The organism is Enterobacter cloacae complex sp. 342H5 (assembly GCF_050030905.1).
GTDB classification, from domain to species: Bacteria; Pseudomonadota; Gammaproteobacteria; order Enterobacterales; family Enterobacteriaceae; genus Enterobacter; species Enterobacter intestinihominis.
Genome location: NZ_JBLGVB010000001.1, coordinates 3,541,228 through 3,566,173, shown reverse-complemented (window position 1 = coordinate 3,566,173; position 24,946 = coordinate 3,541,228). Strand labels below are relative to the sequence as shown.

The window sequence follows — 24,946 nt, the reverse complement described above, 5'->3', positions numbered from 1 at the left end:
AGGGTGATTGTTATCCCAGGTCCGCCATTAACACCTTCGAGCGGCGCTGGTAGTTGTACATCTCTTTCTTACTTTCCGGCAGAGAATCAATATCCACCGGCGTGAAGCCGCGCTCCTGGAACCAGTGAATGCTGCGCGTGGTGAGCACGAACAGCTTGCTCAGACCCATCTGGCGCGCCTGTGCCGCCACGCGTTCAAGCAGCAGTTCCCCCCGCGAGGAGCTACGGTAATCCGGGTGCACGGCAACGCACGCCATTTCGCCAATCTGCTCTTCCGGGAACGGATAAAGCGCCGCACAGGCAATGGTCAGGTTATCTCGCTGGATGATGGTGAACTTGTCGATCTCCATCTCCAGCTGCTCGCGGGAGCGGCGAACCAGAATGCCCTGTTGTTCCAGCGGACGGATCAGCTCCAGAATGCCGCCGATGTCATTGATGGTGGCACGGCGGATCTGCTCGGCGCTCTCCATTACGATCTGCGTACCGATCCCGTCCCGGGAGAACAGTTCCTGCAACAGCGCGCCGTCTTCCTGATAGCTGATCAGGTGGCTGCGGCGTACCCCGCTGCGGCACGCTTTGACGGCGCCGCGCAGAAAACGCACGGTACCGGAATAGTAATCGCCTTGTGCTTCCAGCGCTTCGACGCGCGCCTGGGCTTCATTCGGAAAAAGTTCTGGCACAATCACGCCCTCATCGTTCACGACACCCTGTGAGGAGCAAAAGCCGATCATTTTTTCCGCTTTCAGCTTGATGGCCAGCTGGGTGGCAATCTCTTCTGAGGTCAGATTAAAACTTTCACCCGTTACGGAAACGGCAACGGGTCCCATCAGGACGATCGCGCCATTGTCTAACTGGCGGTGAATGGCTTCTTCATCAATGCGCCGGATGCGGCCGCTGTGGCAGTAATCCACGCCATCGTCCACGCCGAGCGGCTGAGCGATGATAAAGTTGCCGCTCACCACGTTGATGTGCGCGCCCTGCAGCGGCGTATTACTCAGGCTCATCGACAGGCGGGCGGTGATATCGAGCTGCAACAGACCCGCCGCCTGTTTGACCAGTTCGAGGGTTTTCGCATCCGTCACGCGGGTATGTTTGTGGTAGATCGGCTCATGGTGATGGGCGGCCAGGTTGGCTTCGATTTGCGGACGTGCGCCATACACCACCACCAGACGGATGCCGAGGCTGTGCAGCAGGCCGATATCATTGACGATACTGGAAAAGTTCTCATGCTCAATGGCTTCGCCGCCAAGCATGATGACAAAGGTTTTCCCCCGATGGGTGTTGATATAGGGAACAGAATGGCGGAATCCCTGGACCAGTTCGGTTCTGCGTTCCTTAACCATGACACAACCCTTAATGAATGTTTATTCGTTATTTATGTATTTTTATTCGATTGTGGCCGCGTGTGCAAGCCAAAATTTTCTGCGACACACAGAAAATAATAAGTAATCCGTGCGTTAACGTATGATTGTTTACCCTTTTATAGATGACAGTTTATGCGTCATTCGTTAAAGTTTTCGGTCAATTTGGGCGTTTTGTTCATCAATCAGATTTCTTGCTCGGGAGAAGCATGTCGGGATCCAATTCAGCAATAAGCCGCCGCCGCCTGTTAAAAGGGGCCGGGGCGATGTGGTTGCTTAGCGTCAGCCAGGTGGGTCTTGCCGCCACAAGCCAGGTAGTCGCGGTGCGCGTCTGGCCGTCGTCGACCTATACGCGCGTGACGGTCGAGTCCAACCGCGTGCTGAAATACAAACAATTTGCCCTCAGCAATCCTGAACGTGTGGTGGTTGATCTCGAAGGTGTGAATCTCAACTCCGTGCTTAAAGGCATGGCGGCGCAGATCCGTGGCGACGATCCTTTTATCAAATCGGCGCGTGTCGGGCAGTTCGATCCGCAAACCGTGCGCATGGTGTTTGAGCTCAAGCAGAACGTGAAACCGCAGCTCTTTGCCCTTGCGCCTGTTGCCGCCTTTAAGGAGCGCCTGGTAATGGATCTCTATCCGGCGAATGCAACGGATATTCAGGATCCGCTCCTGGCGTTACTTGAAGATTACAACAAAGGCGATCTCCAGCGGCAGGTCCCACCTGCGCAAAGTGGTCCTAAGCCGGGCAGGGCGGGGCGCGATCGTCCGATTGTGATCATGCTCGATCCTGGCCACGGCGGAGAAGATTCCGGCGCCGTTGGGAAATATCACACCCGTGAAAAAGATGTGGTGCTGCAAATTGCCCGTCGTCTGAAGGCGTTAATCGACAAAGAGGGCAATATGCGCGCCTACATGACGCGCAACGAAGATGTCTTTATCCCGCTGAAGGTCCGCGTGGCGAAAGCGCAGAAGCAGCGCGCGGATCTGTTTGTCTCTATTCATGCGGACGCCTTCACCAGCCGCCAGCCGAGCGGATCGTCGGTGTTTGCCCTGTCAACGAAAGGGGCGACCAGTACCGCCGCGAGATACCTGGCGGACACGCAGAACGCCTCGGATTTAATCGGTGGCGTGAGTAAAAGCGGGGATCGTTACGTCGACCATACGCTGTTTGATATGGTGCAGTCGCTGACCATTACCGACAGTCTGAAGTTTGGTAAAGCGGTGCTGGGCAAACTGGGCCGGGTCAACAAGCTGCACAAAAACAGCGTCGAGCAGGCCGGATTTGCAGTACTGAAAGCGCCAGATATTCCGTCCATTCTGGTCGAAACCGCGTTTATCAGTAACGTGCAAGAGGAACGCAAGCTCAAGACGGCTAAATTCCAGCAGGAAGTGGCGGAGTCGATTCTGGCGGGTATTCGGGCCTATTTCTCAGACGGGGAAACGCTGGCGCGGCGGGGATAGGGTATTACGCCGGGTATCTCGCCCGGCACTTTCACAAACGGCAGATACAAAAAAACACCCTTAAGGGTGTTTATTGTTTTAAGAAGTGTTGGTTGCGGGGGCCGGATTTGAACCGACGACCTTCGGGTTATGAGCCCGACGAGCTACCAGGCTGCTCCACCCCGCGTCCGTGGAAGCGCACTATACTCGGATAGGTTTGTGATGCAACCCCTTTTTCGCATAATTCATTATTTTGTATGCAAAATGAACGGGAATAGCCACTTTGGACTATTTTTTGTCCAGAATTTGCCAAAGGGAAGGCGATCGCATTTCATTACCACGGTGGGTTTGTTATCTTCATCACGCGGAATTGGGCAACTAAAAGACGAGATATAATGAAAGGACGTTGGGTGAAGTATCTGATGACAGGCGCAATGGTAGCGATTCTTGCGGCCTGCTCTTCCAAACCGACCGATCGCGGTCAACAGTATAAAGACGGGAAGTTATCCCAGCCTTTCTCTTTAGTTAACCAGCCAGATGCCGTGGGTGCTCCAATCAATGCCGGGGATTTCTCCGAGCAGGTGTACCAGATCCGCAAAGCGTCGCCGCGCCTGTATGGCTCACAGAACAACGTTTATAGTGCAGTGCAGGACTGGCTGCGCGCTGGCGGTGATACGCGCAATATGCGCCAGTTTGGTATTGACGCGTGGCAGATGGAAGGGGCGGATAACTACGGTAACGTTCAGTTTACCGGCTACTACACCCCGGTTGTCCAGGCACGACACACGCGTCAGGGCGAATTCCAGTATCCGATTTACCGCATGCCGCCAAAACGCGGTCGTCTCCCGTCCCGCGCTGAAATCTATGCCGGTGCGCTTAGCGAAAATTACGTGCTGGCCTACAGCAACTCGCTGATGGATAACTTCATCATGGACGTGCAGGGCAGCGGCTATATTGATTTTGGCGACGGCTCGCCGCTGAACTTCTTTAGCTATGCCGGGAAAAACGGCCATGCCTATCGCAGCATCGGTAAGGTGCTCATCGACCGTGGTGAAGTGAAACGAGAAGATATGTCGATGCAGGCGATCCGCGAGTGGGGCGAAAAACACAGCGAAGCGGAAGTGCGTGAGCTGCTTGAGCAGAATCCATCGTTTGTCTTCTTCAAACCGCAGAACTTTGCGCCGGTGAAAGGGGCGAGCGCCGTCCCGCTGATTGGCCGCGCTTCTGTGGCATCGGATCGTTCGATTATCCCGGCGGGTACTACGCTGCTGGCGGAAGTCCCTCTCCTCGACAACAACGGCAAATTCAACGGCAAGTATGAATTACGCCTGATGGTGGCGCTGGACGTGGGCGGGGCGATTAAAGGTCAGCACTTCGATATTTACCAGGGCATCGGCCCGGATGCCGGCCACCGTGCAGGCTGGTATAACCACTACGGGCGCGTGTGGGTGCTGAAGACAGCGCCGGGTACCGGGAACGTATTTAGCGGCTGAGTGTGGTATTCTGAGCGCAAGACGGATTACGGTTCAGGGTGAGGAATATCTCACCCTTTTTATATCTGAGGTTTTATGTCTGTGGTAATCAGCGATGCCTGGCGCCAGCGTTTCGGCGGCACGGCACGGTTATACGGTGAAAAAGCCCTGCAACTGTTCGCGGATGCGCATGTCTGCGTGGTGGGCATTGGTGGCGTGGGTTCGTGGGCGGCAGAAGCGCTGGCGAGAACCGGCATTGGCGCAATTACGTTGATTGATATGGATGACGTCTGCGTCACTAACACTAACCGTCAGATCCACGCCCTGCGTGATAACGTCGGTCTGGCGAAGTCCGAGGTGATGGCGGAGCGTATTCGTCTCATCAACCCGGAGTGCCGCGTAACGGTGATTGACGACTTTGTGACGGCAGATAACGTCGCGGAGTACATGAGCAAAGGCTACAGCTATGTGATTGACGCCATCGACAGCGTGCGGCCAAAAGCGGCGCTGATCGCTTACTGTCGTCGTTACAAGGTGCCGCTGGTGACAACGGGCGGCGCGGGTGGACAAATTGATCCGACGCAGATCCAGGTGGCAGATCTGGCGAAAACCATTCAGGATCCACTGGCCGCTAAGCTGCGCGAGCGCTTAAAAAGCGACTTCAACGTGGTGAAGAACAGTAAAGGCAAGCTGGGCGTGGACTGTGTGTTCTCGACAGAAGCGCTGGTTTATCCGCAGGCGGATGGTTCGGTCTGTGCAATGAAAAGCACGGCGGAAGGGCCAAAGCGGATGGATTGTGCCTCAGGGTTTGGAGCGGCCACCATGGTGACCGCCTCCTTCGGCTTTGTGGCGGTCTCTCACGCCCTGAAGAAGATGATGGCGAAGGCGGAACGTCAGGCCTGAGCCTGACGGGCGGCATCCAGCACCGCGTCGTTTAGCGCAATCAGTCCCTGACCGCGCGAGGCGCTAAGCTGCGTGCGAAGTCCCAGCTCATCAAACAGCGCCAGCGGAGAATGCACCAGCAGCTCTGCGGCGCTTTTCCCTTCGATTGCGGTCAACAGCACCGCCAGCAGACCGCGAACAATACGTCCCTCGCTGTCGCCGAAGAAATGCAGTTTCTCACCGGATATGCTAAACCCAAGCCAGACGCGGTTCTCGCAGCCAGCTATCTCCTTCGCCTGCGATTTCAGTTCGTCTGACAGCGTGGGCAACTGTTTGCCCAGCAGGATCAACTGACGATATTTATCTTCCCACTGCGTGAGCGGGACGAAGGTCTGTTTTAACGTCTCTTCAGTGATAACGGTGCCGAACGGATGCCCGGCTAAGGCTGAACTTGTCATTAATCCACCAGTAATTCCAGGGCGCGGTCGACGGCGGAAACCAGCGCGTCGACGTCACTTTTTGTGTTGTACGGTGCAAACGAGGCGCGCAGGGTACCGCTCACCCCCATGGCCGCCAGCAGCGGCTGGGCGCAGTGCTGTCCTGCGCGCAGGGCAATGCCGTATCCGGCAAGCAGCGTCACCATGTCGCTATGGTGTACGCCCGCAAAATCAAAGGCGAGCAGGCTGGAGTCCTGGACGCGGAACGAGCGAAACCCGGGGCGTTTCTTAAGCTCTTCTTCTGCCAGCGTCGCCAGGCCCCGGCTCCAGCTTTCAGCCTGAGCCATGTCCGTATCTGCGAGAAATTCGAGCGCTGCGCTCAGACCGATAACCCCTGCCACGTTCGGCGTACCGGCTTCCAGGCGGTAAGGCACATCCTGCGTTTTGAAACCGTCGAAGGTGACTTCGGTAATCATCTTGCCGCCGCCGAGCCACGGCGTCATCCGGGCCAGCAGTTCAGGTTTGCCGTACAGCGCGCCGATACCGGTTGGCCCGTACAATTTATGCCCTGAGAAGGCATAGAAGTCGATATCCAGCGCCTGAACGTTAGCCGGAAAATGCACCACACCCTGCGCACCGTCGACCATTACCACCACGCCGCTGGCATGGGCAATCTCAATGGCGCGCGCCAGATCCGGACAGCCGCCGGTGACGTTGGACATCTGCCCCAGCGCCAGAATACGGCTGCGCGGCGTAATCAGCTCAGGCAGACGCGCCACGTCAGGCAGGAAGTCTGTACCCAACGGGAGTTTTACAACCCGTGCCCCGGTTTGTTCGGCCACCATCAGCCAGGGCACCAGGTTGGCGTGGTGTTCCGCCTCGCTGACGATGATCTCATCCCCGGGCTGCAACAGCGGACGCGCGTAACATTGCGCCACCATGTTAATGGCCTCGGTAGTGCCCCGCGTCCAGACGATGTTCTTACCGCTGTCAGCATTGATCAGGCGCGCGACCTGATCCCGTGCGGCTTCGTATTGCGCCGTTAAGCGCTGCGCGTCGGCATACTGGCTGCGGTGCACGTTCCCGGCGCTCAGGCTGTAAAACTGGCGGGTTGCCTCAATCACCGCTTGCGGCTTAAGGGCCGTGGCGGCGCTATCAAGATAAATGCCGGCATCGGCCAGCGCAGGAAACTGTGCGCGAAACTGCGCAGGACTGAAAGCGTTCATGGAATTCCTCATATCGATTCTACGATCGTCGCGCAAATTCATCGGCAGGGCAAGGAAGTTGATATCTATCAGATTTGTCTGCTTATCCTGGCGAGTCTGAAAAAGCAGGTTATGCTAAATAGTGTTAGGCGGATGTTTTAGCCTGTTATAAATCGAGGTTTGAATAGCATTAATTGCTAAAGGAGAATAATCATGAAAAAGACAGCTGCAATCATTTCTGCCTGTGCGTTGACCTTTGCCCTGAGCGCATGTTCTGGTAATAACTACGTAATGCATACCAACGATGGTCGATCTATCGTCTCTGAAGGGAAACCGACAACCGATAATGATACCGGGATGATTTCATACAAAGATGCTAACGGGAACAAACAGCAGATCAATCGCAGTGACGTGAAAGAGATGAAGGAAATCGAGCATTAACAGTTAGATAAGCGAAAAAAAAGCACCGCAAGTTGGCGGTGCTACATTAATCACTATGGACAGACAGGGTAAATGTACAGGAAGTGAAAAATTGGTAGCGTTGCTACCGTGGTCTGAATCGCAGACCAATTGCAAACACAACAACACAACATCACAACCGTAAGCCAAAAGCCCTTCAGAACACGCATTCCAAAAAAAGCTTTTCGTTCCGGCTCAGGAAGTGCCGCCACTATAGGTATTTGCTGGTAGTTCCTCAACGGACAAATTATAATGGCTCAGATAAAAAAAACTAATAGGTTAAACGTTGTTTCCTATATGTTAAATCTCGTTAACATCTAAGCCAGATAACCATGTCCAAGCGATTGCCACCCCTAAATGCATTACGTGTTTTTGATGCAGCAGCACGCCACCTCAGCTTCACCCGCGCAGCCGATGAGCTTTTTGTGACACAGGCCGCAGTAAGTCATCAAATCAAGTCTCTGGAGGATTTTCTGGGGCTTAAGCTGTTCCGTCGCCGCAACCGTTCGTTGCTGTTGACCGAAGAAGGGCAGAGCTATTTTCAGGATATTAAAGAGATTTTCTCCCAGCTGACGGAAGCCACCCGTAAGCTTCAGGCACGGAGCGCAAAAGGCGCCCTGACTGTGAGTTTATTGCCCAGTTTTGCCATTCAGTGGCTGGTGCCGCGACTCTCAAGCTTTAACTCAACTTATCCGGGAATCGATGTCCGAATCCAGGCGGTGGACCGTCAGGAAGACAAGCTTGCAGACGATGTGGATGTCGCGATTTTTTACGGTCGTGGTAACTGGCCGGGCTTGCGTGTTGAAAAATTATACGCAGAATATCTGCTGCCGGTCTGTTCACCGCTGCTGCTGACGGGGGAGAAAGCGCTCAAAACGCCCGCCGATCTGGCGCAACACACGCTTTTGCACGATGCGTCGCGTCGCGACTGGCAAACTTATACCCGCCAGTTAGGTCTTAATCATATAAACGTGCAGCAGGGGCCCATTTTTAGCCACAGCGCGATGGTGTTACAGGCTGCCATTCACGGGCAGGGCGTGGCATTAGCGAATAACGTCATGGCGCAGTCCGAAATTGAGGCAGGCCGTCTGGTTTGCCCATTTAACGATGTACTGGTTAGCAAGAATGCATTTTATCTGGTTTGTCATGACAGTCAGGCAGAACTGGGTAAAATAGCCGCTTTCCGGCAGTGGATACTGGCGAAAGCGGCAAGCGAGCAAGAAAAATTCCGCTTCAGGTATGAACAATAACGTTTGTGTGCCGGGCACGCATTAATTCAGGACTTAAACATGACCAGCCGATTCATGCTGATTTTCGCCGCGGTGAGTGGCTTTATTTTTGTAGCTCTGGGCGCGTTTGGCGCGCATGTCTTAAGCAAGTCTTTGGGCGTTGTGGAGATGGGCTGGATCCAGACCGGCCTTGAATATCAGGCGTTCCACACGCTGGCAATTTTTGGGCTGGCGGTGGCGATGCAGCGCCGTATCAGCATTTGGTTTTACTGGAGCAGCGTCTTTCTGGCGCTGGGTACCGTACTGTTCAGCGGCAGTCTCTACTGTCTGGCGCTGTCGCATTTACGCCTGTGGGCGTTTGTTACACCTGTCGGCGGCGTCAGCTTCCTGGCGGGTTGGGTGTTAATGTTTATCGGAGCTATCCGTCTGAAACGCAAGGGCGTTGTTCATGAATAAGGTTGTTTTATATTGTCGCCCGGGGTTTGAGAAAGAGTGCGCCGCGGAAATCACCGATAAAGCGGCGAAGCGTGAAGTCTTCGGATTCGCTCGCGTCAAAGAGAACGCGGGTTATGTGGTATTTGAATGCTATCAGCCTGATGATGCCGACAAGCTGGCGCGCGAACTGCCGTTCAGCTCGCTGATTTTCGCCCGTCAGATGTTTGTCGCGGGCGAACTGCTGAAAGATCTTCCGCCGGAGGATCGCATCACGCCGATTGTTGGCCTGTTGCAGGGCGTGGTGGAGAAGGGCGGCGATTTGCGCGTGGAAGTGGCTGACACCAATGAAAGCAAAGAGCTGATGAAGTTCTGCCGTAAGTTTACCGTGCCGCTCCGCGCGGCACTGCGTGATGCGGGAGTGCTGACAAACTACGAAACGCCAAAGCGTCCAGTCGTGCATATCTTCTTTATTGCGCCAGGATGTTGCTACACCGGCTACTCGTATACCACCAATAACTCGCCGTTCTTTATGGGGATCCCGCGTCTGCGCTTCCCGTCAGACGCGCCGAGCCGTTCAACCCTGAAGCTGGAAGAGGCGTTCCACGTCTTTATCCCGGCGGACGAGTGGGACGAACGTCTGGCAAACGGCATGTATGCCGTCGATCTTGGCGCGTGCCCGGGCGGCTGGACCTATCAGCTGGTGAAACGCAACATGTGGGTTTCGTCTGTGGATAACGGCCCGATGGCGCAAAGCCTGATGGACACCGGGCAGGTCACCTGGCTGCGTGAAGATGGTTTCCGCTACCGTCCTACCCGTAACAACATCTCCTGGATGGTGTGCGACATGGTAGAAAAACCGGCGAAAGTCGCGGCGCTGATGGCCTCCTGGCTGGTGAACGGCTGGTGTCGTGAGACGATTTTCAACCTCAAGCTGCCGATGAAAAAGCGTTACGAAGAGGTGTCGCAGAACCTGGCTTATATTCAGCAGCAACTGGACGAACACGGGATTAACGCGGAAATCCAGGCGCGTCAGCTGTATCACGACCGTGAAGAAGTGACGGTGCATATCCGTCGCTGGTGGGCGGCCGTGGGTGGGCGTCGCGACGAGCGATAACGTTTGTAACGCCCGGTGGCGCTGCGCTTACCGGGCCTACAAAATCGTGTAGTTGTTTTAACGTTCTAACCTTAACTGCTGTAAATTCCCGTCCAGCTGTAAATCCGTCTGTAGCGTTGCGATTTCCCGGCAGATAAACGCCATCTCTTTATTCGCCTCCAGCTTCTTGCGCCATTTTTCCGGCACTTCCTCAAGCCTTGCGTAAATCCCTTCCAGATTCTGAAACTCCGTCAGCAGCTGTGCGGCACTTTTGGGTCCAATACCGGCGACACCCGGCACTCTGGAGCTGCTGATCCCCGCCAGCCCCCAGTAATCTGGCAATTGCTCAGGCGATACGCCAAACTCGCTGGCAATAAATGGTGCGTCCAGCCAGCGTTTTTGAAAGTAGTCCCGGATGCGGATCGTAGGAGAGAGCAGCTGGCAGTAGCCTTTGTCGGTTGAAACGATAGTCGCCTGATGCCCGGCGCTCGCGACTTTAACCGCCAGCGTTGCGGCTAAATCGTCAGCCTCATTACCGTGTGCGCCCCAGCACGGAACGCCGCGCTGTTCAAAGGCCGCGCGTATAACGGGCATTTCGGCGTGCAGATCGTCCGGCATCGGCGCACGTCCGGCTTTGTAGTCCGGCAGGCGCTGGTGCCGCCAGCCGGTATTGCGTGCTTCATCGTCGAATACGGCAACAGCGTGGGTGGGTTCGCTATGGCGAATGAGCTGCTCCAGCGCGTGTAAACAGGTGTCCTCGCAGGGGGTGCCCTGTACCGCGTGAATACGGCGAATCAGGTTAAGTGCATCGACGATAAGCAAATGAACGGCCACAGATAATCTCCCTTCTGTCTAATGGGGGAAGGGTAACACTGAGCGCAGCATGAAACTATGAATGGTGGGGAAAACAGGAAGAAGCCTCGCAAAACGAGGCTTCCTGAGAGGCTTAATCGCAGGTAACGATCTTCATCGCCAGGCCACCGCGGGAGGTTTCGCGGTATTTGGCGTTCATATCTTTACCGGTTTCGTACATGGTTTCGATAACCTTGTCGAGACACACGCGCGGTTCACTGGTGCGGCGCAGCGCCATACGGGCCGCGTTCACCGCTTTCACAGAGGCGATGGCGTTACGCTCGATGCATGGCACCTGGACCTGACCGCCGACCGGATCGCAGGTCAGCCCCAGGTTATGTTCCATGCCGATTTCCGCCGCAATACAAACCTGCGCAGGACTTGCGCCCAGCAATTCGGCCAGACCCGCCGCCGCCATAGAGCAGGCTACGCCCACTTCACCCTGACAGCCCACTTCCGCGCCGGAAATCGAGGCGTTCATCTTGTACAGTGAGCCAATCGCACTGGCGACCAGCATATACCGCGCGAGTGAGTTTGCATTCACTTCACGGATAAACTTGTCGTAATACGCCAGGACCGCCGGAACAATGCCGCACGCCCCGTTGGTTGGCGCGGTGACGACGCGGCCACCCGCGGCGTTCTCTTCGTTCACCGCCAGCGCGAACATGTTGATCCAGTCGACAACGGCCATCGGGTCGGTGGTGGTTTTGTCGGTGCTGACCAGCATGCGACGCAGCGCAGCCGCACGACGTGGAACACGCAGTTTCCCCGGCAGCACGCCTTCGGTGGTGATCCCGCGCTCAATGCCGCTGCGCATCACTTCCCAGACGTTTGCGAAGTGCTGTTCCAGCTCCTCTTTGCTGTGCAGGGCCAGCTCGTTTTTCATCATCAGGCCGGAGAGAGAAAGGCCTGTCTCCTGGCAGTGACGCTGTAAATCGGCCGCGTTTTTGTACGGGTACGGCACCTCAACGGCGGAGCCGTTGGTTTGACCAAAATGGTCTTCGTCGACGATAAACCCGCCGCCGATGGAGTAATACGTCTGGCTGTAAACCGCTTTATCGCCGACCAGCGCGGTAATGCGCATGCCGTTTTCGTGCAGCGACAGGTTATCCGCATGGAAATTCATGCAGTGGTCAACCGGGAATTCAACCTCATGCTCGCCGTTGGCCAGCAGCAAACGACCGTGGGTGTTCACGTCCTGGATAAAGCCAGGAATGGAGTCAATATCAACGGTATCCGGCAGGTTACCCGCCAGCCCCATGATAATGGCAATATCGGTATGGTGGCCTTTACCGGTCAGGGAAAGGGAACCGTATACATCGACAACCACGCGGGTGATGTCGTGCAAAATGCCGCGTGCAATCAAGTCATCCGTGAATTGTTTACCGGCTTTCATTGGTCCGACGGTGTGAGAGCTGGAAGGACCAATACCGATTTTGAAGATATCGAATACGCTAATCATGATGCGTCCATTGCTTCAGTCAGAGGGGAGGAGTGCGCCATCCGAAGACGGCGCAGGAGGTATTAGCTGAACAGCGAGTAGAAAATAGCGGAGATGGCAATCAGACCCATCACAACAACGAACACGTTGCTGATATGGCCGCTGTATTTACGCATCGCTGGCACTTTCTGAATCGCGTACATCGGCATCAGGAACAGAATCATCGCGATAATCGGGCCGCCCAGGGTTTCAATCATGCCCAGAATGCTTGGGTTCAGGGTGGCTACCGCCCAGGTGGTCACCAGCATGAACAGCGCGGTGATTTTGTTCAGACGGTTGATTTCAATGCTCTTGCCTTTACCGCGCAGAGATTTAATCACCATACCGTTGAAGCCTTCACGTGCGCCCAGGTAGTGGCCCAGGAAGGATTTGGTGATGGCGATAATCGCGATGATCGGTGCCATCCACGCAATCAGCGGTGCGTTAAAGTGGTTTGCCAGGTAGGACAGAATAGAGATGTTCTGCTCTTTCGCTGCCGCCAGATCCGCCGGGGAAAGGCTCAGCACGCAGCTGAACACGAAGAACATAACTGTCAGTACCATCATGATGTGTGCGCGAGCCAGGATGCTGGAGCACTTCTTCTCTGCACCATTGCCGTACTCTTCACGCTTCGCCACCGCGAAGGAGGAGATGATTGGCGAGTGGTTGAAGGAGAACACCATTACCGGGATCGCCAGCCACAGGGTCAGTAGCAGGCCGTTACCGGTTGCGGATGCGCTGCTCAGAGACAGAGTTTCCAGCGCAGCGCCGTTCCACTGTGGGATCAGGTACAGCGCCAGCACCATCAGGGCTGCAACAAACGGGAATACCAGCACGCTCATCGCTTTGACAATCATCTGCTCGCCAAAGCGCACGATGGTCATCATACCGACGATCAGGATCAGGGACAGGATCGCACGCGGCGGCGGGGTCATCTGCAGCTGGTGCATCATGAAGCTTTCAACGGTGTTGGTGATAGCAACGCTATACACCAGCAGAATCGGGTAAATCGCGAAGAAGTAGAGCAGGGTAATCAGCTTACCTGCGCCGACGCCGAAGTGTTCTTCAACGACTTCAGTAATGTCTTCGCCCGGGTTTTTACCGGACAGCACGAAGCGGGTCAGGCCGCGGTGTGCAAAGAAGGTCATCGGAAAGGCGATGATGGCCATGATGATCAGCGGGATCAGACCGCCGACACCTGCGTTGATAGGAAGGAACAGTACACCAGCGCCGATTGCCGTGCCGTACAGGCCAAGCATCCACATGGTATCCGTTTTGCGCCAACCGCTTCGGGATTCAATCGAAGCAACGGTGCTGGTTTGAGTGGTTTCCATCTGTATCTCCTGGAGGAAGCAAATTGTCAGGTTTTTAGTCAAATCCGATGAAAAAGTGCCTGACGGTAATATGAAATTCGTTCAGTGACGGTTTTTTAATAATTTTTGCCCGTAACTATTGGCGGGCGGAAAGATACATTCTCGTTATGAATCTATCAGTGATCGCGATCCCAAATGCAATAATCCACTTATGATGTGGGCATATTTAGACCATTTATCTGTTAAAAAAACATCAAAGAGGATTTACGGGCGCGAAGGCTACCATTAACGACATGTTTTCGAAAAGGCTGACCCGCGAGATAGGTGTCTTTCGCTGTAAAGAAATAGGATTTTAGGATTTTCTGGCAGGTAATTTCGATTAAGGCTGATTATTTACGGTTTCAAAAACGAGGTAATCGTTTGCGCAGGCGCCAGATTTGTTAATAACATTGAAGATCGCTATGAATTACATCACTAATAAAAAAGCCGGATGACAATCCGGCTTGAGAGGAGGGAAAGGACGCTTTATTTGATGATTTCGTAACAGGGAATATAGGCAGAACCCGGAAGTTTCATGCGGTGCTGAGCCACAAAGCCCTGCAGCATGTCATCCATGCGGCGCATCATCTCCGGGTCACCGTGGATTTTATACGGCCCGAACTCCTCAATCGCGCGGATCCCCACCTCCTTCACGTTCCCCGCCACGATGCCAGAGAAGGCGCGACGCAGGTCAGCTGCCAGTACTTCCACCGGCTGATCCGGATAGAGTTTGAGGTTCGCCATGTTCTCATGCGACGGCTCGAAGGGGATCTGGAGATCCGGTGCGATACGGATGGACCAGTTAAAGCTGTAGGCATCCCCGGTATCACGACGGTTCTCTTTCACCAGCGGCATCGCTTTTTTCATCTGACGGGCCACTTCTGCGGCATCGTCAATAATAATGCGGTAGTGACGGCGCGCGTCTTCCCCCAGCGTATGCACGATAAACTCGTCCAGCACGCGGAAATAGTCGGCGCTCTCTTTCGGGCCGGTCAGGATCAGCGGCAGAACCTGATTTTTGTTGGCCGGGTTCATCAGGATCCCGAGCAGATAAAGCAGTTCTTCCGCCGTACCTACGCCGCCCGGGAAGATGATAATGCCGTGCGCGATACGGACAAACGCCTCAAGACGTTTTTCGATATCCGGCATAATAATCAGTTCGTTAACCAGCGGGTTAGGCGGCTCAGCGGCGATGATTGACGGCTCGGTCATGCCGATAAAACGGCCTTCTTTATAGCGTTGCTGCGCGTGTCCTACTGCCGCGCCTTTCATCGGCGCTTCCATCGCGCCAGGACCGCAGCCGGTACAGATGTTCAGCTCGCGCAGGCCGAGCTGATTACCCACGCGGCGGGCGTACAGGTATTCGGTTTCGTTAATGGAGTGACCACCCCAGCAGACGACCATGTTCGGCGCTTCGCCAACGTGCAGGGCGCGGGCGTTACGCAGAATGGAGAAAACCAGGTTGGTGATATGAACGGAGCTTTCCAGATCGAGATGCTGGAAACGACCGGCGTTGCTGATCTGTCCGTTAACAAACAGGATGTCGCGCAGCACGGCAAAAAGGTTGGCCTGAAGTGAGCGAATAATACGCCCATCGACAAACGCCTCTTCCGGCGGGTTGATCACTTCCAGCTTCACCCCGCGCTCGCGGCGCAGCACATTGATATCAAAACTTTCGAAGCGGGACAGCAGCTCTTTACTGTTGTCGGTCAGGCTTCCGGAGTTCAGTACAGCAAGTGAACAGTTACGAAACAGTTGATACAGGTCGCTACTGGCGGTGCGTTTAAGCATGTCCACTTCCAGTTGCGACAACATATCCATAGAGCCAAGCGGGCTAATATGTGTAATCAAGTGAGCTCCTTATGGGACGATTATCGTCTTTCCCTGTTGATTACAATAGCCTTGGCTTATGACGTTTCACAACACTTCGGGCGGAATACCGCCCGCATATTATGAAAATATTTATCTTACTGGCGCACCAGCCGTCCGGTGGCAGGCACAAAATCGGTATTGGTGCGCCATGGGTTAATGTCCAGGCCGCCGCGACGGGTATAGCGGGCATAAACGCTCAGCTTTTCGGGCTGGCAGAAACGCTGTATGTCATTGAAGATGCGTTCCACGCACTGCTCGTGGAATTCGTTGTGATGACGGAATGACACCAGGTAACGAAGCAGCTTTTCCCGGTCAATCTGCGGGCCGCGATACTGGATCTGTACCGAGCCCCAGTCCGGCTGATGGGTGATAAGGCAGTTGGATTTCAGCAGATGGCTGACCAGCGTTTCGTCGACCACTTTTCCGCCCGCCGCGTTTTCCAGATAGTCGGTGCTAAATTCGTAGCTCTCCACATCAATGTCCTGATCGTCGATGCAGGTGCCGTGGAAATGGGCGATGGGCTGACCTTCCAGCTCATGCAGACGGTATAACGAGACGGTTACGTTCCCCTGCGCGCACGCGCTTAAATCACGTTCAAGCGTCTGTTGTACCTCGTCCCAGCTGTTAAATTTGGTCTGGTTAAAGCTGTTGAGATAGAGCTTAAAGCTCTTGGATTCAACCAGGTTTACGCTGGCGTAATCCAGCTCGACATGGCCCACGGCCACCTGCGGCAGACCGCGCGCATTCAGCCAGGAGAGTTCGTACAGCGTCCAGATGTCGCCGCCGACGAACGGCAGCGCGTCGGCATGAAGGCCAAGCGGATCGCGGTTCAGGCTGCGCGGCACACCCTGAAGCAGGCTTGCGTCGTAGGTGTCGCGGTAATCGGTCGATTTACCCAGCGTTAAGCCCGTTAACGCCTGATGATTTTCGTAAGACATGTTTCATAGCCACTTTACAGGTACACTTAGGGGCTGAGTTTATCCTGTCTTACAAGAAGAGAGAAATCGGTGGATATCGAAACTGCAAATGCCCTGACGTCCTTCACGACCCGCTATTGCGATGCCTGGCATGAAAAGCGGGGGACGTGGCCGCAAAGTACTGACTTATATGGCGTGCCGTCACCGTGCATTATCGCTTCGCAGGATGATTACGTTATCTGGCAACCGAAACCGTTCACGGGCGAGCAGAATGTAAATGCGGTTGAACGCGCAATGGACATTGTGATACAACCTGCGCTTCATGCAATTTATACCACGCAGTTTGCCGGGGATATGACTGCATGTTTTGCAGGACAGCCGCTGACGCTGCTGCAAACCTGGAGCGAAGACGATCTTCAACGCGTTCAGGAAAACCTCATTGGTCACCTGGTCACGCAAAAACGCCTTAAGCTCTCCCCGACTCTCTTTATTGCGACGCTCGACAGTGAACTGGACGTCATTTCAGTCTGCAACCTGTCTGGCGAGGTCATTAAAGAGACGCTCGGCACCCGCAATCGCGACGTTCTCGCGCCTTCTCTTGCGGATTTTCTTACCCGACTTGAGCCGCTTCTGTAATCCATGATGCTACTGGACGTGTGAGAGATCTCTTACACGCACTGTGAGACATCGCCGAAACAATTAGCTTTGTCTTAGGGATTTCAGATTAATATTAACTTCCCTTTCAACAGGTTAGCGATTTCCTGAAACGATTATCCCCGTTTCGCCAAGCTTACCTTGCTCACAGGGTGGGTTGTAAGACGAGGCAGAATAGCGGATTCTATCTGTGTCGACAGGATGCCGACGCGAGAAACGAACATCAGGATGATGGCGTTTCTCACCAGGAACACGTCAGGACGACGCCGCAGGAAGGCTTCAGGATGAAGCAAAGTGGATCACGCAGGATGCGTAAGGGACACCTCCAGGAAGGAGAACGTGAGCCGGTCAGGATGGTCGGTGGGTCAGGATGGCCAGGACGTTTCAGGACGAAACCTACACGTCAGGATGATGTGAGCAGGAAGCAAAAGGTAAAAGGATGAACAGGCCTTCGGGCATCAGGAAAAGTTGTCACGGATGAGCAGGGAGCACGTATTGTAGCTGGAATGCTGCGAAACGAACCGGGAGCACTGTTTTTACAGTGCTCCCTTTTTTTATTTCTGTCTTCCGCAATGCTATGCTTCGCGCCATTCCGTTTTTCAGTTGAGGTTACTATGACGCATCACGATAGCGTTCGTGCGCAGTTGCACGCCATCGAAGCCCTTATGCGCCAGCATCAGCTGTGGCAGGAAAGTGCGCCGCAGCCAGACGCGTTCGCCAGCACCCAGCCGTTTTGTCTGGATACGCTGTCTCCATTCGAATGGCTCCAGTGGGTATTAATTCCGCGCATGCACGCGCTGCTGGAAGGGGGACACGCGTTGCCCCAGGCGTTTGCCGTCTCTCCCTATTACGAAATGGCGCTGGAGGCGACTCACCCGGCGCGCGACGTTATGTTGGTTGAGCTGGAAAAGCTGGATACGCTTTTCGCCGGTGACGATGCATGACGCTTGAGATCCTGTATCAGGATGAGTGGCTGGTGGCGGTGAATAAACCGTCCGGCTGGCTGGTACACCGAAGCTGGCTCGATCGCGATGAGAAAGTGGTTGTTATGCAAACCGTGCGCGACCAAATCGGTCAGCACGTCTTTACTGCCCACCGTCTGGATCGGCCAACTTCTGGCGTTCTGCTGATGGGGCTTTCCAGTGAGGCCGGGCGCCTGCTGTCGCAGCAGTTTGAACAGCACCAGATCCAGAAGCGCTACCACGCCATTGTGCGCGGCTGGCTGACGGATTCCGCCACGCTGGATTATCCGCTGGTGGAGGAACTGGATAAAATCGCCGATAAATTTGCCCGCGAAGATAAAGGTCCGCAGCCTGCGGTGACCGACTATCGCGGTATGGCGACCACAGAACTGCCGGTGGCGACCAGCAAATTTCCCACTACGCGATACAGTCTGGTTGAGCTTTTGCCCAAAACCGGGCGCAAGCACCAGCTTCGCCGCCACCTTGCACATCTGCGCCACCCAATTATCGGCGACAGCAAGCACGGCGATCTGCGGCAGAACCGCAGCGCGGCAGAGCACTTTGGCTGTAACCGACTGATGCTGCACGCCAGCGAGCTAAGCCTGACGCACCCGTTTACCGGCGAACCGCTGACTATTCGCGCGGGGCTGGACGAGGTCTGGATGCAGGCGCTGTCACAGTTTGGCTGGCTGGGACAACTCCCCGAAAATGAAAGGGTTGAGTTTGCCGCAGGCAACGTTCAGGATGAACAGCAAGCGCAATAATTACGGGAGCAAAGCATGGCTGAAGTAGGTATTTTTGTCGGCACGATGTACGGCAACTCGCTGCTGGTTGCGGAGGAAGCAGAAGCAATCCTCGTCAATCAGGGCCATAAAGCAACGGTCTATGAAGACCCGGAGCTGGCGGACTGGGAAAAGTATAAAGATAAATACATTCTGGTGGTGACCTCCACCACCGGGCAGGGCGATCTCCCGGACAGCATCGTCCCGCTTTTCCAGGGCATTAAAGACCAGCTTGGCTATCAGCCAGATGTTCACTATGGCATCATCGCCCTCGGCGATAGCTCTTACGCCAATTTCTGCGGCGGCGGTAAGCAGTTCGACGCGCTGTTGCAGGAACAGCACGCTCAGCGGGTCGGCGAGATGTTACTGATTGATGCTGGCGAGCACCCCGAACCGGAAAGCGAGTCAAATCCCTGGGTTGAACATTGGGCCACGCTCCTGAACTAACCCTGTACTATACGAGCTGTAGGCCGGGTAGGGCGTAGCCGCCACCCGGCAACGAAGCTGCACCATATCCTCAATTCCGTGAAGTATCTTCCACCACTTTGGGCTTATGCCCCAAACCACGTTCCCCACGCCCGTCAATGTTGTGTTCCTGCACGGTGAGAGAACCGGTCACTCCTTCATATACTTTTCCCGTCACTATAAAACGGCTTCGGGCCGTACCAAAACCAAACACAAATCTCTCATTCTGATTACCCTACAGGTGCTGTACAGAATGAACCAGGCGAAAGCTATGTTTCAGGAGTGCAACAATGAGTACATTAAGCCACGCGGCGAGCAGCGCTGAGAAGCGCACCAACGCCCGATACTGGATAGTGGTGATGCTGTTTATCGTCACCTCTTTCAACTACGGCGACCGTGCCACGTTATCCATTGCCGGCTCTGAGATGGCAAAGGACATCGGACTTGATCCGGTGGGTATGGGTTATGTTTTCTCCGCATTTTCATGGGCCTACGTAATCGGCCAAATCCCTGGCGGCTGGCTGCTGGACCGCTTTGGCTCAAAACGGGTCTATTTCTGGTCCATTTTCATCTGGTCGATGTTTACCCTTTTACAGGGCTTCGTGGATATCTTCAGCGGCTTCGGCATTATCATTGCGCTCTTTACCCTCCGCTTCCTGGTGGGTTTAGCGGAAGCGCCATCTTTCCCGGGCAACAGCCGCATTGTGGCCGCCTGGTTCCCGGCGCAGGAGAGGGGAACGGCGGTAGCAATCTTTAACTCGGCGCAATACTTTGCGACGGTTATTTTCGCGCCAATTATGGGCTGGCTGACGCACGAAGTGGGCTGGTCGCACGTCTTCTTCTTCATGGGCGGGCTGGGGATCGTCATCAGCTTTATCTGGCTGAAAGTGATCCACGAACCAAACCAGCACCCGGGCGTGAACAAGAAAGAGCTGGACTACATTGCTGAAGGCGGGGCGCTGATCAACATGGATCAGAAAACCCAGAAAGCAAAAGTCCCGTTCAGCCAGAAATGGGGGCAGATCAAACAGCTCGTCGGCTCACGGATGATGATCGGTATCTATCTCGGCCAGTACTGCATTAACGCCTTAACCTACTTCTTCATCACCTGGTTCCCGGTTTACCTGGTGCAGGCGCGCGGGATGTCGATTCTGAAGGCGGGTTTTGTCGCCTCTGTGCCAGCCATCTGCGGCTTCGTGGGCGGGGTGCTCGGCGGGGTCATCTCCGACTGGCTGATGCGTCGCACCGGTTCGCTGAATATTGCGCGTAAAACGCCAATCGTGCTCGGCATGCTGCTCTCCATGACCATGGTGTTCTGTAACTACGTCAGCGCGGAGTGGATGATTATCGGCTTTATGGCGATGGCCTTCTTCGGTAAAGGCATCGGCGCGCTGGGCTGGGCGGTGATGGCAGATACCGCGCCGAAAGAGATCAGCGGCCTGAGCGGCGGTCTGTTCAACATGTTTGGCAACATTTCCGGCATTGTCACCCCAATCGCTATCGGTTACATCGTCGGCACCACCGGCTCCTTCAATGGTGCGCTGATTTATGTAGGCGTCCATGCGCTGGTGGCGGTACTCAGTTACCTGGTGCTGGTGGGGGACATCAAACGAATCGAACTGAAACCTGTTGGGGAGCGCGGATGATGACAACGCAATCAAGCCCGATTGTGACGGAGATGAAAGTCATCCCGGTGGCGGGTCAGGACAGCATGCTGCTCAACATTGGCGGCGCGCATAACGCCTGGTTCACCCGCAACATCGTGGTGCTGACCGACAGCGCAGGGAATACCGGCGTCGGGGAAGCGCCGGGCGGAGAGGTGATTTACCAGACGCTGGTCGACGCCATCCCGCAGGTGGTTGGGCAGGAGGTCGCCCGCCTGAACAAGGTGGTTCAGCGGGTGCATAAGGGTAACCAGTCGGCTGATTTTGATACCTTCGGCAAAGGCGCCTGGACGTTTGAACTGCGCGTTAACGCGGTGGCGGCGCTGGAGGCGGCTCTCCTTGATTTACTGGGCAAGGCGCTGAACGTGCCGGTCTGCGAACTGCTGGGGCCAGGCAAACAGCGTGATGCGGTAACGGTGCTGGGCTATCTGTTCTACGTTGGCGACCGGACGAAAACCGATCTGCCGTATCTGGAACGCTCGCCGGGCAGCCACGCGTGGTATCACCTGCGTCATCAGGAAGCGCTCTCTGGCGAGGCGGTGGTACGCCTGGCAGAGGCGGCGCAGGATCGCTACGGCTTTAAAGACTTCAAGCTGAAAGGCGGCGTTCTGCCGGGCGAACAGGAGATTGACAGCGTGCGCGCGTTGAAAAAACGCTTCCCGGAGGCACGCATCACCGTCGATCCGAACGGCGCCTGGCGGCTGGATGAAGCTATCGCGCTGTGCAAAGGACTGGGCGACGTGCTGACCTACGCGGAAGATCCGTGCGGCGCCGAGCAGGGCTTTTCTGGCCGCGAGGTGATGGCCGAATTCCGCCGCGCTACCGGGCTGCCGGTTGCGACCAACATGATCGCCACTAACTGGCGCGAAATGGGCCACGCGGTGATGCTGAATGCGGTGGACATACCGCTGGCTGATCCGCACTTCTGGACCCTTTCCGGCGCGGTGCGCGTGGCGCAGCTGTGCGATGACTGGGGGCTCACCTGGGGCTGCCACTCCAATAACCATTTCGACATTTCGCTGGCGATGTTTACCCACGTTGGCGCGGCGGCGCCGGGTAACCCGACCGCCATCGATACGCACTGGATCTGGCAGGAAGGCGAAGCGCGCCTGACCAAAAATCCACTTGAAATCAAAAACGGCACCATTGCCGTACCGGATGCGCCGGGGCTGGGCGTGGAGCTTGACTGGGATCAGATCCACAAGGCGCATGAAGCGTATAAAAAACTGCCGGGCGGCGCGCGCAACGACGCAGGCCCGATGCAGTACCTTATCCCCGGCTGGACATTTGACCGTAAGCGCCCTGTATTTGGACGTCACTGATAAAAGGATCGAACGATGAGCACATTTTCTACCCCTGTAGTCACCTCCATGCAGATCATTCCTGTCGCGGGACATGACAGCATGCTGATGAACCTGAGCGGCGCCCATGCGCCGTTCTTCACCCGTAATATTGTGGTGATCAAGGACAACTCAGGGCATACCGGTGTCGGTGAAATCCCGGGCGGGGAGAAGATCCGTAAAACGCTGGAGGACGCCATTCCGCTGGTGGTGGGTAAAACGCTGGGCGAGTACAAAAATGTGCTGACCAGCGTGCGTACGACCTTTGCCGATCGTGATGCGGGTGGCCGTGGTCTGCAAACGTTTGATCTGCGTACCACTATCCATGTGGTCACGGGCATTGAAGCCGCGATGCTGGATCTGTTAGGCCAGCATCTGGGCGTCAATGTCGCCTCCCTGCTGGGCGACGGCCAGCAGCGCAGCGAAGTGGAAATGCTCGGCTACCTGTTCTTTATCGGCAACCGCAAACTCACCCCGCTGCCGTACCAGAGCCAGCCGGACGAAAAATGCGACTGGTATCGTGTGCGTCACGATGAAGCGATGACCCCGGATGCGGTGGTGCGCCTGGCTGAAGCCGCGTATGAAAAATATGGCTTTAATGACTTCAAGCTGAAAGGCGGCGTACTGGCGGGTGAAGAAGAAGCTGAGGCGATTGCCGCGCTGGCGAAGCGCTTCCCGCAGGCGCGCGTCACGCTGGATCCGAACGGTGCCTGGTCCCTTGATGAGGCGATCAAAATCGGTAAGCAGCTCAAAGGCGTGCTGGCCTACGCGGAAGATCCGTGCGGCGCAGAGCAGGGGTTCTCTGGACGTGAAGTGATGGCGGAGTTCCGTCGCGCCACCGGGCTGCCAACCGCCACCAACATGATCGCGACCGACTGGCGCCAGATGGGGCACACGCTCTCGCTACAATCGGTGGACATTCCGCTGGCAGACCCGCACTTCTGGACGATGCAGGGCTCGGTTCGCGTGGCGCAGATGTGCCATGAGTTCGGCCTGACCTGGGGCTCGCACTCCAACAACCACTTCGACATCTCGCTGGCGATGTTCACCCACGTAGCGGCTGCTGCGCCGGGCAACATTACCGCTATCGACACCCACTGGATCTGGCAGGAGGGCAATCAGCGCCTGACCAAACAGCCGTTTGAGATCAAGGGGGGGATGGTGCAGGTTCCAGCTACGCCGGGGCTGGGCGTTGAACTGGATATGGATCAGGTCATGAAAGCGCACGAGCTTTACCAGAAACACGGGCTGGGCGCACGTGATGATGCGCTGGCGATGCAGTACCTGATCCCAGAGTGGTCATTCGACAATAAACGTCCGTGCATGGTACGATAAGTCAACTGGGACCGCTCCCATGAGCGGTCCCTTACGTGGTGGATGCTTAACGTAACTAACATGCGTAAGGATGGCTTATGAAAATTGTTATCGCTCCGGACTCGTATAAGGAAAGCTTGAGCGCGCTGGAGGTAGCGACAGCGATAGAGGTCGGTTTTCGCGAAATTTTCCCCTCAGCGGAATACGTCAAATTACCGGTTGCCGATGGCGGCGAAGGGACGGTGGAAGCGATGGTTGCAGCCACCCATGGGCGTCTTGTCCATGTTCCCGTTACCGGGCCTTTGGGAGAACGCGTGGAAGGGTTTTTCGGGTTATCCGGAGACGGGAAAAGCGCGTTTATCGAGATGGCGGCCGCGAGCGGTCTGGAGCTTGTTGCTCCTGCAAAGCGTAACCCGTTAATCACCACCTCGTGGGGGACCGGGGAACTGATCCGTCATGCGCTGGATGCGGGCGTTAAGCATATCATTATTGGCATTGGAGGCAGCGCGACCAATGACGGTGGCGCAGGCATGGTGCAGGCGCTGGGCGTAAAACTGCTGGATGCGAAAGCACAGCCCGTTGGGCCGGGCGGCGGCGAACTGGCAAGCCTTGCGCATATCGATCTTAGTGGGCTGGATGAGCGGCTGGCAGACTGTCGAATTGAAGTGGCCTGCGATGTGACCAACCCCCTGATTGGCGAGACTGGCGCTTCTGCGGTATTCGGTCCGCAGAAAGGGGCGACGCCGGAGATGGTCAGGACGCTGGACAACGCGCTTGCGCATTACGCAAACATTATCGCCAGGGACCTGGACATTGACGTCTTAAACCTGGCGGGGGGCGGAGCAGCTGGCGGAATGGGGGCGGCGCTGTATGCATTTTGCGGGGCGCAGCTTCGTCGGGGAATTGAGATTGTCACCGATGCCCTGCATCTCGATGAACAGGTCGCGGACGCCGATCTGGTGATCACGGGCGAAGGGCGTATCGACAGCCAGACGATCCACGGCAAAGTGCCCGTTGGCGTGGCGAGAGTCGCGAAACGCTATAACAAACCGGTTATCGGCATTGCCGGCAGCCTGACGGCGGATGTTGGCGTGGTGCACGAGCACGGACTGGATGCGGTATTCAGCGTGATTTACACCATCTGCTCGCTGGAGGATGCGCTGGAAAATGCGCAACAGAATGTACAGATGGCCGCAAGGAATATTGCGGCGGCCATAAAGGTGGGGCAGGGGATGTCGCGTTAACGTTCGTGCTCCTGTAGGCCCGGTAAGCGAAGCG

23 protein-coding genes and 1 tRNA gene are annotated in these 24,946 nt (G+C 55.8%); 15 read left to right on the top strand and 9 right to left on the bottom strand.

Annotation, left to right across the window (positions count from 1 at the left end; genetic code table 11):
• Positions 1 to 10: 10 nt before the first annotated feature.
• Entirely contained in the window at positions 11 to 1,342 is a 1,332-nt protein-coding gene (gene argA / locus ACQG03_RS17010; RefSeq protein ID WP_022649227.1) for an amino-acid N-acetyltransferase, read from the bottom strand.
• A 227-nt stretch (positions 1,343 to 1,569) separates the two neighbouring features.
• Here argA and amiC point away from each other — a divergent pair, with 227 nt between their 5' ends.
• The gene (gene amiC / locus ACQG03_RS17005; protein WP_022649226.1) at positions 1,570 to 2,823 is read left to right on the top strand and encodes an N-acetylmuramoyl-L-alanine amidase AmiC; all 1,254 of its coding nucleotides are present in this window, start codon (positions 1,570 to 1,572) and stop codon (positions 2,821 to 2,823) included.
• 89 nt (positions 2,824 to 2,912) lie between these two features.
• Here amiC and ACQG03_RS17000 read toward each other — a convergent pair.
• Positions 2,913 to 2,989: transfer RNA gene (locus tag ACQG03_RS17000), tRNA-Met, on the bottom strand.
• 208 nt (positions 2,990 to 3,197) lie between these two features.
• On the opposite strand from ACQG03_RS17000, the gene mltA reads away from it, so the two are divergent.
• Together mltA and tcdA are read left to right on the top strand one after the other, a co-directional pair.
• Complete coding sequence (gene mltA / locus ACQG03_RS16995; protein ID WP_022649225.1) at positions 3,198 to 4,295, top strand: murein transglycosylase A; 1,098 nt, start codon at positions 3,198 to 3,200, stop codon at positions 4,293 to 4,295.
• A 75-nt stretch (positions 4,296 to 4,370) separates the two neighbouring features.
• Positions 4,371 to 5,177 carry a tRNA cyclic N6-threonylcarbamoyladenosine(37) synthase TcdA gene (gene tcdA / locus ACQG03_RS16990; RefSeq protein ID WP_006811804.1) on the top strand — a complete coding sequence of 269 codons (807 nt, stop codon included), beginning with the start codon at positions 4,371 to 4,373 and terminating at the stop codon, positions 5,175 to 5,177.
• Here the strand turns inward: tcdA and csdE are convergent.
• Complete coding sequence (gene csdE / locus ACQG03_RS16985) at positions 5,168 to 5,614, bottom strand: cysteine desulfurase sulfur acceptor subunit CsdE (protein ID WP_023298505.1); 447 nt, start codon at positions 5,612 to 5,614, stop codon at positions 5,168 to 5,170. The two genes, tcdA and csdE, sit on opposite strands and share 10 nt — an antisense overlap.
• Positions 5,614 to 6,819, bottom strand: coding sequence for a cysteine desulfurase CsdA (gene csdA / locus ACQG03_RS16980; RefSeq protein ID WP_063163543.1), 1,206 nt, complete (start codon positions 6,817 to 6,819; stop codon positions 5,614 to 5,616). Before csdA ends, csdE begins: the two co-directional genes overlap by 1 nt.
• A gap of 192 nt (positions 6,820 to 7,011) precedes the next feature.
• Here csdA and ACQG03_RS16975 point away from each other — a divergent pair, with 192 nt between their 5' ends.
• The 4 genes from ACQG03_RS16975 (at position 7,012) to rlmM (ending at position 10,035) form a co-directional block, all read left to right on the top strand.
• On the top strand, positions 7,012 to 7,239 hold the full coding sequence (locus ACQG03_RS16975) for a YgdI/YgdR family lipoprotein (RefSeq protein ID WP_015571738.1): 228 nt from the start codon (positions 7,012 to 7,014) through the stop codon (positions 7,237 to 7,239).
• A 350-nt stretch (positions 7,240 to 7,589) separates the two neighbouring features.
• Positions 7,590 to 8,507, top strand: a complete 918-nt coding sequence (gene gcvA / locus ACQG03_RS16970) for a glycine cleavage system transcriptional regulator GcvA (RefSeq protein WP_022649222.1) — start codon at positions 7,590 to 7,592, stop codon at positions 8,505 to 8,507.
• Between the two features lie 39 nt (positions 8,508 to 8,546).
• On the top strand, positions 8,547 to 8,942 hold the full coding sequence (locus ACQG03_RS16965; protein ID WP_003862756.1) for a DUF423 domain-containing protein: 396 nt from the start codon (positions 8,547 to 8,549) through the stop codon (positions 8,940 to 8,942).
• Positions 8,935 to 10,035: a 23S rRNA (cytidine(2498)-2'-O)-methyltransferase RlmM gene (gene rlmM, locus ACQG03_RS16960; protein WP_022649221.1), complete on the top strand. Its 1,101-nt coding sequence runs from the start codon at positions 8,935 to 8,937 to the stop codon at positions 10,033 to 10,035. Before ACQG03_RS16965 ends, rlmM begins: the two co-directional genes overlap by 8 nt.
• Before the next feature lie 57 nt (positions 10,036 to 10,092).
• On the opposite strand, the gene xni is transcribed toward rlmM, so the two are convergent.
• The 5 genes from xni to queF all read right to left on the bottom strand — a co-directional run bounded on the left by xni (position 10,093) and on the right by queF (position 16,508).
• Positions 10,093 to 10,848: a flap endonuclease Xni gene (xni, locus tag ACQG03_RS16955; protein ID WP_063163542.1), complete on the bottom strand. Its 756-nt coding sequence runs from the start codon at positions 10,846 to 10,848 to the stop codon at positions 10,093 to 10,095.
• 112 nt (positions 10,849 to 10,960) lie between these two features.
• Positions 10,961 to 12,328 (bottom strand): L-serine ammonia-lyase, encoded by a 1,368-nt coding sequence (locus ACQG03_RS16950; protein ID WP_022649219.1) that lies wholly within the window; start codon positions 12,326 to 12,328, stop codon positions 10,961 to 10,963.
• A 62-nt stretch (positions 12,329 to 12,390) separates the two neighbouring features.
• Positions 12,391 to 13,680, bottom strand: coding sequence for an HAAAP family serine/threonine permease (locus ACQG03_RS16945; protein ID WP_022649218.1), 1,290 nt, complete (start codon positions 13,678 to 13,680; stop codon positions 12,391 to 12,393).
• Between the two features lie 504 nt (positions 13,681 to 14,184).
• Complete coding sequence (gene ppnN, locus ACQG03_RS16940; protein WP_023298502.1) at positions 14,185 to 15,549, bottom strand: nucleotide 5'-monophosphate nucleosidase PpnN; 1,365 nt, start codon at positions 15,547 to 15,549, stop codon at positions 14,185 to 14,187.
• Between the two features lie 116 nt (positions 15,550 to 15,665).
• Entirely contained in the window at positions 15,666 to 16,508 is an 843-nt protein-coding gene (gene queF, locus ACQG03_RS16935; RefSeq protein ID WP_023298501.1) for an NADPH-dependent 7-cyano-7-deazaguanine reductase QueF, read from the bottom strand.
• Between the two features lie 69 nt (positions 16,509 to 16,577).
• Between queF and syd the strand changes: the two genes are divergently transcribed.
• From syd to ACQG03_RS16895, 8 genes are all read left to right on the top strand, one after another.
• Positions 16,578 to 17,123: a SecY-interacting protein gene (syd, locus tag ACQG03_RS16930; protein WP_022649215.1), complete on the top strand. Its 546-nt coding sequence runs from the start codon at positions 16,578 to 16,580 to the stop codon at positions 17,121 to 17,123.
• A 632-nt stretch (positions 17,124 to 17,755) separates the two neighbouring features.
• A complete protein-coding gene (locus tag ACQG03_RS16925) occupies positions 17,756 to 18,085 on the top strand; it encodes a YqcC family protein (RefSeq protein ID WP_022649214.1) in 330 nt (109 codons plus the stop codon).
• Positions 18,082 to 18,867: a tRNA pseudouridine(65) synthase TruC gene (gene truC / locus ACQG03_RS16920; protein ID WP_023298500.1), complete on the top strand. Its 786-nt coding sequence runs from the start codon at positions 18,082 to 18,084 to the stop codon at positions 18,865 to 18,867. The genes ACQG03_RS16925 and truC overlap by 4 nt, the downstream gene beginning before the upstream one ends.
• A 15-nt stretch (positions 18,868 to 18,882) precedes the next feature.
• A complete protein-coding gene (locus tag ACQG03_RS16915; RefSeq protein WP_022649212.1) occupies positions 18,883 to 19,332 on the top strand; it encodes a flavodoxin in 450 nt (149 codons plus the stop codon).
• A gap of 308 nt (positions 19,333 to 19,640) precedes the next feature.
• Entirely contained in the window at positions 19,641 to 20,996 is a 1,356-nt protein-coding gene (gene gudP, locus ACQG03_RS16910; protein WP_003862734.1) for a galactarate/glucarate/glycerate transporter GudP, read from the top strand.
• Complete coding sequence (locus ACQG03_RS16905; protein ID WP_023298498.1) at positions 20,996 to 22,336, top strand: enolase C-terminal domain-like protein; 1,341 nt, start codon at positions 20,996 to 20,998, stop codon at positions 22,334 to 22,336. The genes gudP and ACQG03_RS16905 overlap by 1 nt, the downstream gene beginning before the upstream one ends.
• Positions 22,337 to 22,351: 15 nt before the next feature.
• Complete coding sequence (gene gudD, locus ACQG03_RS16900) at positions 22,352 to 23,689, top strand: glucarate dehydratase (protein WP_023298497.1); 1,338 nt, start codon at positions 22,352 to 22,354, stop codon at positions 23,687 to 23,689.
• Positions 23,690 to 23,766: 77 nt separating this feature from the next.
• Complete coding sequence (locus ACQG03_RS16895) at positions 23,767 to 24,912, top strand: glycerate kinase (protein WP_032626012.1); 1,146 nt, start codon at positions 23,767 to 23,769, stop codon at positions 24,910 to 24,912.
• Positions 24,913 to 24,946: the final 34 nt, after the last annotated feature.